The organism is Neorhizobium descurainiae, assembly GCF_051400715.1.
Lineage (GTDB): Bacteria > Pseudomonadota > Alphaproteobacteria > Rhizobiales > Rhizobiaceae > Neorhizobium.
The window spans coordinates 15174-28778 of the sequence record NZ_JBLFFK010000031.1 but is presented as its reverse complement, the minus strand read 5'-3'; the positions used below and the strand labels follow the sequence as shown (position 1 = coordinate 28778).

General features: G+C 60.8%; 10 protein-coding genes. 8 read left to right on the top strand and 2 right to left on the bottom strand.

Features of this window, described 5'->3' with window-relative positions:
* The first annotated feature begins 5 nt into the window (after positions 1-5).
* The 7 genes from ACMGE0_RS30725 to ACMGE0_RS30695 all read left to right on the top strand — a co-directional run bounded on the left by ACMGE0_RS30725 (position 6) and on the right by ACMGE0_RS30695 (position 8794).
* The gene (locus ACMGE0_RS30725) at positions 6-926 is read left to right on the top strand and encodes an ABC transporter permease (RefSeq protein WP_436819680.1); all 921 of its coding nucleotides are present in this window, start codon (positions 6-8) and stop codon (positions 924-926) included.
* Between the two features lie 10 nt (positions 927-936).
* On the top strand, positions 937-1773 hold the full coding sequence (locus ACMGE0_RS30720; protein ID WP_436819679.1) for an ABC transporter permease: 837 nt from the start codon (positions 937-939) through the stop codon (positions 1771-1773).
* A 1-nt stretch (position 1774) separates the two neighbouring features.
* On the top strand, positions 1775-2782 hold the full coding sequence (locus ACMGE0_RS30715; RefSeq protein ID WP_436819678.1) for an ABC transporter ATP-binding protein: 1008 nt from the start codon (positions 1775-1777) through the stop codon (positions 2780-2782).
* The gene (locus ACMGE0_RS30710; RefSeq protein ID WP_436819677.1) at positions 2779-3669 is read left to right on the top strand and encodes an ABC transporter ATP-binding protein; all 891 of its coding nucleotides are present in this window, start codon (positions 2779-2781) and stop codon (positions 3667-3669) included. Before ACMGE0_RS30715 ends, ACMGE0_RS30710 begins: the two co-directional genes overlap by 4 nt.
* Positions 3670-3710: 41 nt before the next feature.
* Positions 3711-5753: a hydantoinase/oxoprolinase family protein gene (locus ACMGE0_RS30705; protein WP_436819676.1), complete on the top strand. Its 2043-nt coding sequence runs from the start codon at positions 3711-3713 to the stop codon at positions 5751-5753.
* A 4-nt stretch (positions 5754-5757) separates the two neighbouring features.
* Positions 5758-7746: a hydantoinase B/oxoprolinase family protein gene (locus ACMGE0_RS30700; protein ID WP_436819675.1), complete on the top strand. Its 1989-nt coding sequence runs from the start codon at positions 5758-5760 to the stop codon at positions 7744-7746.
* 115 nt (positions 7747-7861) lie between these two features.
* Positions 7862-8794, top strand: coding sequence for a cucumopine synthase-related protein (locus ACMGE0_RS30695; protein WP_436819674.1), 933 nt, complete (start codon positions 7862-7864; stop codon positions 8792-8794).
* Positions 8795-9611: 817 nt separating this feature from the next.
* Here the strand turns inward: ACMGE0_RS30695 and ACMGE0_RS30690 are convergent.
* The gene (locus ACMGE0_RS30690; protein ID WP_436819673.1) at positions 9612-11102 is read right to left on the bottom strand and encodes a sulfatase family protein; all 1491 of its coding nucleotides are present in this window, start codon (positions 11100-11102) and stop codon (positions 9612-9614) included.
* 73 nt (positions 11103-11175) lie between these two features.
* Entirely contained in the window at positions 11176-12495 is a 1320-nt protein-coding gene (locus ACMGE0_RS30685; protein ID WP_436819672.1) for an ABC transporter substrate-binding protein, read from the bottom strand.
* 156 nt (positions 12496-12651) lie between these two features.
* Here ACMGE0_RS30685 and ACMGE0_RS30680 point away from each other — a divergent pair, with 156 nt between their 5' ends.
* Complete coding sequence (locus ACMGE0_RS30680; RefSeq protein ID WP_436819671.1) at positions 12652-13560, top strand: LysR family transcriptional regulator; 909 nt, start codon at positions 12652-12654, stop codon at positions 13558-13560.
* The last annotated feature ends 45 nt before the right edge of the window (positions 13561-13605 follow it).

The window sequence follows — 13605 nt, the reverse complement described above, 5'->3', positions numbered from 1 at the left end:
GGCCCATGTCGCGATACCTCCTCATCCGCATCGGTCAGTCGCTGCTCGCCATCTGGGGTATCGTGACGATCGTCTTTGTCGTGACGCGCATGCTCGGCGACCCGGCGGTGCTTCTGCTGCCGCTGGGAACGCCGGACAGCCAGATCCAGGAACTGCGCAGCAGCCTGGGTCTGGAGCGCCCGATGATCGTGCAATATCTGGACTTCCTGAGCCATGCGGTCGTCGGCGATTTCGGCCTGTCCTACCAGTCCTTCCGGCCTGCAATGGACGTCGTGCTGGAACGGATGCCGGCCACGGCGATCCTGACCGCTTCGTCCCTTGCGCTCGGAGCGATGCTGGGAGCGGCGACGGGCTTTGCCGCCGCATTGGCCCGGGGGCGGTTTCTTGAATTCGTCATCATGTGCCTTGCGCTCGCCGGACAGGCCACGCCGGTATTCTGGCTCGGCATCCTGCTTGTCCTTTTCTTCGCGGTGGAGCTCGGCTGGTTCCCGACCGGCGGGTGGGATGGACCGGCATCGCTGGTGCTTCCCACCATGGCGCTCGGGATCTTCGTGGCCGCGAACATCACCCGGCTCTTCCGGTCGAGCATGATCGAGACGCTGTCGGAGGATTACATCCGGACGGCGAGAGCCAAGGGGCTGATGCCGCGGACCATCTTCATGGTTCATGCGGCGCGCAACGCCCTGATCCCGGTCGTGACCATGCTCGCCCTTCTGGCCGCGGAACTGCTGGGCGGCTCGGCGGTCACCGAAACCGTCTTTTCCTGGCCGGGCGTCGGCAGGCTTCTGGTCCAGGCGATCGACAGCAAGGACTTCCCGGTGATCCAGGCAGGCGTCTTCCTGATCGCGACGATCTTCGTCTGCATCAATTTCCTGGTCGACCTTCTCTACACCCTCCTCGATCCGCGAATCCGGCTCGGAAGGTAAGGTTCATCCCATGCGCGTCTCCTCCAAATTCGGCAGCATCGCAGGCATCATCGGCGTTTCGCTGATCGCGCTGCTGATCGCCGTCGCCCTGTTCGGCCCGCTGCTCGGCCTCGCCAGTCCCACGGCAAACAACCTCATGGCCCGGCTGGCGCCACCATCCTTCGACACGACGAAGGGATTGCATCTCTTCGGCACAGACCAGCTCGGTCGCGATATCCTCTCCCGGACGATCCATGGGGCGCGAGTGACCCTGATGATCGGCGCAACAGCCGTGCTGCTCGGCGGCGCCATCGGGATCGTCATCGGCCTTGTCGCAGGATACTACGGCCGCTGGGTTGATGCGGTCCTGATGCGCATCGTCGACCTGCAGCTGTCGATCCCGCTGAGCCTGCTGGCGCTGCTCGTCGTCGGGACGATCGGTCCGAGCCTCCAGAATCTGATCTTCGTGCTGGCGCTCACGAGCTGGGTCCAGTACGCCCGGGTGATCCGCGGCCAGGTGCTGGGCGTGCGGGAGCGCGAATACATCCAGTCCGCGCATGCGATCGGGCTCGGCGATGTCAGGATCATCTTCCAGCACATCCTGCCGAATGTTCTCTCGGCGGCGCTGGTGATCGCCACCATCGAGCTTGCCCGCGTCATCATCCTCGAAGCCGCGCTGAGCTTTCTCGGTCTTGGTGTCCAGCCGCCGTCGCCGAGCTGGGGACGAATGCTGGCGGAAGGCCGGTCCTACATGTCCTCCGCGCCCTGGATCGCCATCTTTCCGGGAGCCGCCATCTTCATCACCGCACTGTCCGTCAACCTGACCGGCGACTGGCTCCGCGATCTTCTCGATCCGAAGGTGACGTGAGATGGCCGAACCTCTTCTCCGGATCAGAAACCTTAAGATCCGTATCCAGAACGGTGGCGAGACCGGATATCCCGTCAACGATATCAGCTACGACCTTTGTGAAAACGAGACGCTCGGCATCGTCGGCGAAAGCGGCAGCGGCAAGAGCATGCATGTTCTCGCCATGCTTGGCCTGCTGCCGCGCGGGCTGGCCTTGGAAAGCGGCGAGATCATCTTTGCCGGTCGCGATCTCCTGAAGATGAACGCGCAGGAGCTGCGCAACGTGCGCGGCAGGGAGATCGGCATCGTCTTTCAGGATCCGATGACCTCGCTCAATCCGGTTCTGACCGTCGGCCGGCAGATCAGCGAAGTCCTGGTGCGCCACAAGCGGCTGGACTGGCCGTCGGCGCGGGCAAGGGCGCGCGAACTGCTCGAACTCGTCGGAATTCCCGACGCGGAGCGCCGGATGCGCGCCTTTCCGTTTCAGTTTTCCGGCGGCATGCGGCAGCGCGTGATGATCGCGATCGCCCTGGCCTGCGAACCGCGGCTCCTCATCGCGGACGAGGCGACCACCGCTCTCGATGTCACCATCCAGGCGCAGGTGATCGATCTCATCCGCTCCCTGAAGGAGCGTTTCGGGATGTCCGTGCTGTGGATCACGCACGACATCGGCGTGGTGGCCGGCTTCGCCGAGACCGTCCAGGTCATGTACGCGGGCCAGATCATGGAGCGGGGACCTGTGCGGTCGGTCTTCTACAATCCAGCGAGCGCCTATACCTGGAGCCTTCTGAAGTCGCTGCCGCGTCCCGATCAGGTGGCGGGCGAACCGCTGTACCAGATACCGGGCCAGCCGCCCAACCCGTTCCGGCGGGCGAAGGGTGATCCTTTTGCAGAGCGCAATCCGTTCGCCACGCCCCGCTGCTTCGAGGAGCGTCCGGGATTGAAGCCGGTCGGCGATGTCCAGGGCCATGAGGTGGCGGCCTGGTACGATCTCAAGACGCGCATTCGTGAAACGGGAGGTGCGGCATGACACGGACGGAACCTCTCGTCAGGATCGAGGATGCCACAAAGGTCTACGAAAGCCGGGGCTGGGGGAATGCCAGGCCGACGCCCGTCGTTAACGGCGTCTCCCTCGATATCGCCCGGGGCGAGATCGTCGGCCTCGTCGGGGAATCGGGGTCAGGCAAGAGCACGCTCGGCCGAATGGTGCTGCGGCTCGAGACGCTCACCAAGGGGAGATTGTGGTTCGATGGGCAGGACATCACCGATGCATCCCGGCGCGAGATGAGGCCGCTGCGAAAGGCAATGCAGGTCGTCTTCCAGGACCCTTACGCGGCGCTCAGCCCTCGCATGCGTGTCGGCGACTTCGTGGCCGAGCCGCTTGGCGTCCATAGCGCCAGGAACCGGAGTGAGAGAGAGGAGCGCGTCGCGGAGCTTTTCAGCACGGTCGGGTTGGACCCGGCCTTGATGAGGCGGTTTCCGCATGAATTTTCCGGGGGCCAGCGGCAGCGCATCTGTATTGCCCGGGCGATCGCCTCCGATCCCTCGTTCATCGTCGCGGACGAGCCGATCACCGCCTTGGACGTCTCCATCCAGGCTCAGATCGTGAACCTCTTCAAGGAGCTGCAGCAGCGGATGGGGCTGACCTATCTGTTCATCGCTCACGATCTCAGCATGGTCCGTTACTTCTGCGACCGGGTCGCGGTGATGTTGCGCGGCAGGATCGTCGAAATCGGGCCGGCGGCCTCCGTGTTCGGCAATCCTCTTCATCCGTACACGCAGGCCCTGCTTTCCGCCGCTCCGGCGCCGGACCCGGATGTCGAAAGGCGCAGGACGCGGCTGATCTACGATCCCGAGCGATATCCGGCCGGCGAGGCGCTCGAAGAGCGGGCGCCCGGGCACTTTCTCTTGGTTTGAAACCGTCTCTACGACGCAGCTTTTAGGAAAGGACACATCCAATGCTTCGGATTGGAATCGATATCGGCGGCACCTTCACGGATGTGATCGCCTGGAGATCCAACGACGGTAACAGTCGCACCATGTCCCTGAAGGTGCCTTCGACCCCTCCCAACTATGCCGACGGCTTCCGCAACGGCGTCGACCAGATGCTGGAGTCGATCGGCTTCCACGACGACGAGGAGATTACCGTGGTGCATGGCACTACCGTCAGCACCAACACCGTGATCGAAAGGTCGGCGCCGCCGATCGCCCTCCTGACGACGGCAGGCTTTCGCGATATCCTCAATCTGCAGCGCCTGCGCCTGAAGCAGCCGACCGATTTCTTCAACCAGCGCACCGTGCCGCTGGTCCCCCGCAATCTCGTCTTCGAGATTGAGGAAAGGCTGATGTCGGATGGGACCGCCCGCAGGCCGCTCGATCTCGCGGAAGTCAGGGCCGTTGCGCGCAAGGCGCGCGACGGCGGCGCCACTGGGATCGCCATCGCCTTCTACCACAGCTACCGCAACCCCTCGCATGAGCTGGCGGCGCGCGAAGCGGTGCGCGAAGAGCTGGGCGGGGGTTTCGAGGTGTCGATCTCCAGCGAGATCTGGCCGCAGATCGGGGAATACGAACGCGCCATCGTCGCCGTTCTGAACGCCTTCGTGAAGCCGAAGATGCAAACCTACATCGCCGATATCGAGCACTATCTTTCCAAAAGATTGCCGAAGGCGAGACTGTTCATCACCCGCTCCAACGGCGGCGCGATGGCCGCGGGCGAGGCGCGCCAGTTCCCGGTCCAGACCCTACTTTCAGGCCCGGCCTCGGGGGTTTCGGCGGCACTGTCGGTGTCGGAGAGGCTGGATGGCGGCCAGTACCTGACCTTCGACATGGGCGGCACCAGCACCGATGTCTCCCTGATCCGCGACAGCCAGGCGACGATTTCAAGCAGCGCCGAGGTGGGGGATTTCCCACTCAGCATGCCGGTGACCGAAATCGAGGCCATCGGGGCGGGCGGCGGCTCGATCGTCTCGCTCGACGGCCGTGTTCTAAGGGTCGGGCCGCGCTCGGCCGGGGCAAGGCCCGGTCCCGCCTGCTTCGGCCATGGCGGAACCGAGCCGACGGTCTCGGATGCCTATCTCCTTTGCGGCTATCTCGACCCTGACTATTTCCTCGGCGGCAAGATGAAGCTCGACGTCGCGGCGGCCGAAGGTGCTTTTTCCGGTCTCTCGGCGGCGATGGGACAGGACGGCGTCCGGTGCGCGGAAGCCGCGCTCACCGTCGCCACGTCGAACATGGTAGCGCGCGTTCTTCCCTACCTTGCGCGGCACGGGGCCGATCCCGAGGACGTGACGCTCGTCGTCTATGGCGGCGCCGGCTCGCTGCACGGACCGCTTCTCGCAGCGGAAATGGGCATCCGCCGCGTTCTGATCCCGCCGACGCCATCGGTCTTCTGTGCCTCGGGCGGGCTTGTCGCCAAGCTCATCCACGACCTGGCGATGACGGTCCAAGGGCTGGATATCGACGCCAATACGCTTGCCGCCCGCTTCGGTGAACTCGAAGTCGAGGCACGCCGGTGGCTTCTCCAGCAGATCGAGGCGCATCAGCTCGTTTCCGTCGATATCGACCGTTACACGGAAATGCGCTACCGCGGCCAGTCCTTCCAGCTTCAGGTGAAGGTCGGCGCGGACGACCTTTCGGGCGGTTCGCTGAAGGGACTGGTGGACGCTTTCCACGACGAGCACCAGCGGCTCTACACCCATTCCGACCGCGAGGCGGAGGTCGAACTCCTGCAGATCCGCGTCCGCATCTCCGGATCGCTCGCAGCACCCGGCATCGAACAGGGCGGCGGGGCCCGCCAGGCGGTCGTCGCGAAGGGCAGCCGGCCGATCCAGATCGGCGGTCAGTCGCTTGAGGCGGCCGTCTACGATCGTTCCGTCCTGACCGCAGAAGCCGCGATCGCCGGACCGGCCATCATCGAGCAGATCGACACCACCATTCTCATTCCCCCGAAGTTCACCGCATCGGTGAACGGTTTCGGCGATCTCATTCTCATCCGGGAGTAAACCCATGGACCCCGTCCGCACCGCGATCATGAACAACCGCTTCACGGCCATCGTCGAGGAAGCGTCGACCGTTCTCCACCGGACCGCGCACACCACGTTCGTCAAGCTCGTGCAGGACTATCAGTGCGCGCTCGCAACCCCGGAAGGCGATATCTTCGCCTATCCCAGCCAGTCCGGCGTGACGGTGTTCATCGGACTGCCGCTGCAGGAGACGCTCAACCGCATCGGCCGCGAGAATTTCGCGCCGGGCGACTGCTATATCACCAACGATCCGTTCTTCACCGACGGGCTCGTCACCCACATGATGGACGTGACGCTGATCTATCCGGTCTTCCGGGACGGCGAACTGATCGCCTTCGGATGGTCTTTCGTGCATGCGTCGGACATTGGCGGCGCCGTGCCCGGCAGCATCTCCCCGACATTCACCGAATCCTTCCAGGAAGGTCTGCGCGTGCGGCCGATCAAGCTCTTCGATCGGGGCCGCCTCAACCCGGATGCGAAGAACATCTTTCTCGACAACAGCCGTATCCCGGACGAGATGTGGGGTGACTTCCAGGCGATGCTCTCGGCGATGAAGAGCATGGACAAGCGCCTCAACCAGCTTTGCGACCGGTATGGCGTACCCGCCGTGAAGGAAGGCATGAACGAAGTCATCGCCTTCGCCGAGCTGAAGGCGCGGCAGGTCATCGCCGGCATTCCGGACGGAACCTATTCCTTTTCCGATTATCTCGAAGGGATCGAGGAGAACCAGCACGCCCACATCACCGCCACCATGACGGTGAAGGGCGGGGAGATCGATCTCGACTTCACCGGTACCGATCCGCAGGTGGCCGCCGCCTACAACTTCATCATCGGCGAACGCACGCATCCTTACGTCACCCAGGCGCTCACCTATTACATTATGAGCGTCGAGCCAGGCGTTCCGAAAAATGCCGGGCTGCTGCGGCCGATCCGTACGAAGGCGCCGCGCGGCACCGTGATCAATGCCGAATATCCGGCGGCGATGGGGTCCCGCGTCGCGGCGGGAACCCGCGTCTTCGACGTGATCCTCGGCTGCCTCAACCAGGCCCTGCCGGACGGCGTCATGGCGGCGGGCGCCGGCATGGTGGGCATCATCGTCGCGAATGCGCGCGATCCCCAGACCGGCCGCCAGAGGGTCAGCGTGCTCAATCCGATCATCGGCGGCGGCGGCGGCCGCATCGGCAAGGATGGCATCGATGGGGTCGATGGCCGCTCCGGTGCCCTGAAGAGCATTCCGACGGAGGTGCTGGAGGTGGAGACGGTCATGCATATGCGCCGCTGCCATCTCGTCGCCGACACACAGTCGCCCGGCCGCTGGCGGGGCGGTGCTGCGCTGGTCATGGAAATCGAGAACACCGGCCTGGAAGCGACCATGACGGTGCGCGGGATGAACCGGTTCAAGTTCCGTCCCTGGGGCTTCAAAGGAGGATTTCCGGGCAAGTTGGGCGAGGTGATCACCAATCCCGGCCGCGCCGACGAGAAGTCGATTGGCAAGATCCGGGTCCTTCAAATGGCCCGCGGAGATGTCGTCAGGATCGTTTCGCCAGCTGGAGGAGGTTTCGGCAACCCCTTGGATCGTGATCCGGAACTGGTCCTCAATGATGTTCGCATGGATCTTCTTTCCCGAACTGTTGCTCGGGAGAGCTATGGGGTCGTGATCGACGGCAACTCGATCGACAAAGATCGCACCGCGGAGTTGAGAGCGGAACTCGCAGCGAAAATGACCGTCGGCAAATTTGCCTACGGTCCCGAGCGTGATGCCTATAACGGAATATGGACTCCTGAGGTTCGATCCTTCCTCGCACAGCAAATTCTCGCGATGCCTCGGCCCATGCGCCAGCGGACGATCGAGTTCGTAAGAGAGACGCTGACGGTGAAGGGCGAGCGCGTGACGGAAAATGACGTTTCGCGTGCCATTGAAGCGGCAAATGACTTCCTCGAAGGCCGTTCATACGGCGTTGCGGCGGAATGAGCGGCTGGTCAAGCAATCCGCCTTGGCGCCTTTGCCAAACGGAATGCGGCGCGGTCGCCGCATCCGAAACATCGTATCTCATGAACCAAAGGAATCTTTGGAAGGAAACCCCGTGATGAGCTTTGAGACCTTCCTCGACGATATGGATGCCGCCACCGCAAGGGTTGCGCGCGAAGAACCGCAGGAGCACCAGAAACTACGCACTGGCCAATTGGAGACTCGTCCGGGCGGCAAGGGAAGTTATTTCACGACGCTGGACATTGCGCATGGAATGCTGCGCGACTTCACGATGTATATCGTCTATCCCATGCTCGTCCTGCATCGGCAGCGCAAGGACGTCGGGGCGTCGCGTGCGATGGCTGCCGAAATGTTTCCCACAGTCTTGAATTATCTCGGCTACAGTGGCTTCGGAGAGTTGAAGGTCCTCGGGCACGGTTTTCTCAAGGTGGCCCCGGCGCTCGATGTGGAACAGTTCGATCAAGCCCTGACAAAGTTTCTTCGCTACACGAATCTTCTCTATGGATGGGCTTACCACTGGTTTCCGTGGAATATCGGCGACTCGATGCGGTATGCGGATGGTAAGGAGGCCGACCTTCCGCCTGTCGTTGACAACCTGCAGCCGACCGACACCCTGTTGCGTCTGCGGTGGGAGCCGGTCGGTATAGAGGTGCGCGCCTTCCTCGCGACATCGGGCAATACCGAACTTTGCGAAGAACTGCTGTCAATAATGCCCTTCACCTGCCTCCAGACCCACGCCATGGTCGCCGGAGAATCCCTGATGGCTTACACGCCTTTGGTTTCCACAGCGCAGACGCCTTTCAAGGAGGAAATCCGTCTTGCACCTCCCGGACGATTGCGCTTCAACGCTCGCACGGGGCAGAAATTCATCGTTCAATATGGACGCACGACGGAAGATATCCTTGCGCCGGTGATTGGATCAGTTCTCGCTGAGGATGTGCCCAAGCTGGTTGCTGTGGGGGCAGCGGTATGGGAGTCATCGTATCGAAGCAAGGAACCGATCTGGCTTACGGTAGAGCGATTGGTTTAACCGGAGGTTTCCCGCGCAATCTGTTCCGCCGAGACGATCTGTCAGCGACGGAACTAGGTGAATTCCCTGCTAGGCTTCCCTGCGATCACAGACTTCATCAATCGCACGAGATACTCTTCATCGGGGGGAGCGCGTAGTGCATTTTTTTCCACATACTCCCGCTGCCTTTCCGGCAGGATTCCACCGCGCTCGGCTAACAGGCCTGCGAGATAGGCAGGCCCGAATTCCGGATGAGGCTGTAGTGTGAGGATCGGGCCGGGATAAAGTAGGCCAGCGATCGGACATCTTTCGCCGCTGGCAATCAATTCTGCGTCCGGGAGCCGCTAGACCACCTGATCCCGATCCCAGGTATTTGCGAAAAAGCTGTTGTCTGCAGCATCACAATAACATTGCGGCGCTGCGATCCACTCGGCGGCCCCCTCCACCCCGCCTCTGAGCGCCTGCGTCGCCTGTATCTCGCGGAGAGCTGTTCCAGGGGCGCAATCCATGGATGGTTCCCGTAAACGCCGTGGCGCGAGCCAGTGATAATCCAGACAAGGTCGGTATTTGACTGCTTTAATTGAGTGACGAATGCTTTGCCGATGCGACTCATGCGTTCCTTCGGGTATTTGAGCACCTCGCCAGACAGAGAACAACGGTTCGTCCTATCACGAGCGGCACACGATGTTGGTTATTCGCTGAAGTGATCAAGCGGGCTGAATGTTAACCGAAGTCTCTCTTCAACGTCCATCTGTTGAACTCCAGTCGATCGAGCAGGAGGTAGGGAGCTTGCTGGATTTAACCGGACGCGCCTGGTATCTTGCCAGTTCCGCCGGCTCTAGAAATCCGCAATTCGTTTCGGCCCCTTTCCGGAGATCATCATCATCGCCGCCGTGTGCTTGAGAACGAGATCGTTGCGAAGCGTAGCGTAGGCCTGGTCCGTCCAAAGGTCGTTGAGCTCTTCGGGATCGAGTTTAAGGTCGAACAACTCGCCTTCTCCCGCATCATGGTAGAGGTTGAGCTTGTAGCGACCATCGAAATACATAGAGCCACGCGAGCCACGGTGCCCGGGGAAGGAGATTGCGTCGAAGAATTCGCAGACGACATGTGACTTGTGAATCTCGGGAGCGATTTCGCCTCGCAGCAACGGCTTCAGCGACTTTCCTTGATCCTGTTCCAGCGGCGGCAGATCGCAGATGTCGAGGAGAGTGCCGGGAAGATCGACCAATTCCACCAGCGCGTCCGAGACCACGCCCGTCTTCAATTTCGTCGGGCATGATATGATGAGGGGCACATGGACCAGCCCTTCATAGAAACGGCAGCCCTTGTAGAGCAGGCCGTGATCGCCGAGCATCTCACCGTGGTCGCTCATGAAGATGATCAGTGTGTTGTCGTGTTGTCCCGACTGCCGCAGTTTTTCCACGAGATCGCCGACCATATCGTCGATCAACTCGATCATCGCAAAATAGGCGGCCTTGATCTTGCATGCGTCATAAATCGCCGGTGGCGTATCGTGCGACGTGCGACCGACCGGAACCGAGCCGGAATTCTGATCGTCGAGGGGCTTTATACGCGGATCTGCCGGTTGAGCCGTCTGCTGATCGACGCCGGTAAAACGCTTCTGATGTTCAAGATCGCTTGGTGCGAAGATCGGCGGCGGCACCTGATGGAGGTCGATCCTTGCCATGTATTCGGCCGGAGGATCGAAAGGCGGATGCGGATCGAACAGGTTGATCGACAGAAACCAAGGTTTGTCTTTGTGCCGCTCGATGAAATCGCTTGCGCGCAGACCGGCCCAGGTCGTCTGGTGATGTTCGGTCGGTACGCCATCGGACAGTGCTTCGTGGGCATAGGCGAAGGCCTCTTGCGGATCGACGCCCTTTTGTCTCAGCCACTCATGATAGTCGTGATGGTGCAACTGGTCGGCAGGCGCCTCGTCGGGGTAGGGATAGTGGCTCCAGTAGAATTCCCCATAGCCGTCGTCTGCGCGCTTTTCGAAGCGGTTTTGCGAGGCTGAAAGGTGGAGCTTTCCGATCAGTCCCGTGTGATAGCCGTTTTGTTCAAAGACCTTGGGCACAAGCTTGAGATGATCCGGGAAATATTCATTGCCGTTCATCTGCACCTGGTGGGCGCTTGGATACATTCCTGTCAGGAACGTGGCGCGGCTCGGGGTGCAGATCGGGCTTTGCGTATAGGCGCGGGTAAAGGCGACACCATTTTCGGCAAGCCTGTCGATATTGGGTGTCTTCAGACCTTTGAAGCCCAGCGCGGAAATCGTGTCCCAGCGCTGTTGGTCGGTACAAATCCAAAGGATGTTCGGTCTGGTCATGCAGACAATCTCCGCCGGCTCTCCCGCCAGATCGCGGGAGTACCATCCATCTTCTGGGAGCTACGAAGCCGGCTTACTTGATGTAATTTGCCCGCCTGAACATCTTCTCGATGTCTCCTTGAGCGGCATCGAGTGCTTCCTTGGCAGAACGTTTGCCGGTGGCCACTTCCTGCAGGGCGAGCGCGACACGGTCGCCCATGGGACGGAACTCGGGTATCGGCAGGCGATAGTTTTCGTCGGCTGTGCGAAGTGTATTCGCATAGGCTTCCGTGAACGAACCGAAGCCGAAATCGTAGCCATGCTTCTGCTTGAAGGCCGGGTCATCCCAGACAGAGCTGCGTGTGACCGCGACGAAGGAGCTGTTGGCCGCGATGTCGAGCATGGTTTCGCGGGTGGTCGCCCATTTCAGGAATTCGGTCGCGGCTTCCTTGTTCTTCGAAGCGGCGTTGATGCTCATCCCTTGCGCCGTGAACGGTGCAAACGTGCCGGCCGGACCTCCTGGCGGCACGGCGAAGCCGAGCTTGCCGGCGACTTTGGAAAGCGACGGGTCAAGGATGCGGCCGGCCAGCGGCGCGCCTTCGATCGCCATGGCGATCTGGCCCTGTTGCATAGCGACGACGACTTCGTCGTAACTTGCAGATACAGAGCCGGGAATTGAATAGTTCTTCATCAGGTCAACATAGAACTCAAGGGCCTTGATGGCCTGCGGCGAATTCACGGTCGGCGTCATGTCGTCGGGGTAGTTCTTGACCCATTTGGCCCCGTCGCTGAGGAACATCTGCGTCCAATACCACACGTTCTCGCTGGTGCTCGGCTTGCCGCGCATCGCCGTGCAAACCAGCCCCGGCTTCTGGAGCTTCTTGCAGTCTTCCACAAACTCGTCGAAAGTTCTCGGTGGACCGGAAATGCCGGCCTCCTTCAGAAGATCGCCGCGGTAGTAGAGAATTTGTGTCGCCGCGAAATGCGGCAGGCCATAAATGTCATCCTTGTAACTAAATCCCTTGACCGTGGAGGGAATGAGGTCAGCGAGATTGTAGTTGGCATCGTCCTTCACCTGGGCGGTCAAGGGCTCGATGAATTTGCCCGGCGCAAAACGGGCAATGTCGCTCGATTCCACCCAGACGACATCATAGGCCGGAGATTTGGAAGCTAGCTCAACGGCGACCTTCTGGGCGGTTTGGGTCAGCGCGTACATGTCGAACTCGACCTTGGCGCCGGTCTTGTCTTCGAATGCCTTGGCGCGCCTCTGCAGTTCAACATCCCAAGGCTGATTGGTCGTCAGGACGCGGATGGTGGTGCCGCTGTAGGACTTGCCCTGAGCAAGCGCTGAAACGCTGCTCGTCAAGCCCGCCGCCAGCACGACGGTCATCGCGATAGAAAGTTTTCTGGTCATGATTGTCTCCTCCATTGGCGCGGACGATTTCGAGTTTGCTCTCGCAGTTTTTTAAGGTCCGTCCTCATCTCCTCCCGGACACCATTGCATGGCGGTCGCCCCTTGTTCTAATCGCCATTTCTGATAAGCCATGCAAAAAACGAATAAAGGTGGGAGATGGATGAGTTCCAGCGATTTCTTGCGGTAGCGGAAGCCGGCAACGTGTCGCGTGCGGCGGAAGCGCTACACCTTTCCCAGCCCGCGTTGTCACGCTCCATCGCGCTTTTGGAGCAACGTTTCAAGACACGCCTGTTCAAACGCACCTCGGGTGGGGTGGAACTGACGGCTGCAGGAAGGACGCTCTATCAACATGCCAGCCGGGCACTTCGCACAATCCGGGATGCCGAAGAGCGGATCCTCTATGACGCCGTCGGTGGAAACCTGTCTTTAAAGATATGTGCGGGGGATACCTGGGGTTATACCATCCTTCCCGAGATCGTCGCGGAATTTCGCCGGAGTCGGCCGAACGTGATCGTTACTCTTGATGTGGTCAATCATGATACACGGGTGAACGGGATCAAGAGCGGTGAATATGACGTCGCCTACGGCATCGTTTCGCCGTCTTACGATTACGGGGCCACCCAAGAATTCCAGCCGATGATTGCCGCGCAATACCAGGTCTATTGCCGCGAACGCCACCCGCTGAGGGAAAAAGCGGACATCTCTGCGGATGATCTCGATGCCGAAGGATGGATCAGACACATCTTCGAATATGATCACGACCCGAACCGGTGGAAAGTCACCAAGCGAACTTACGCGGTAGCAACCAACAGGATGACCAGCACGGTGGAGCTGATCCGCAACACCGATCTTCTTATGTCCACCTCGTTTCTGTTTGCGGATCTGTTCTCAAAGCACTCCGTCGTTGGCCTGTGCCCCGATCCGGCTTCGACGGCGATGATCTCTGGAGCTCTGTTTCTTCGCTCGGACCTCGTAAAGCCCGTCACTAAGCAGTTTCATTCGCTTTGCCGGCGCAGATGCTCAGAACGCTTTCCGGACTATTCCGTGAGCTCGCAAGAATGGTGAACCACAGCGTTATCAGCTTTTTAAATAACATATCGATAATTGGTA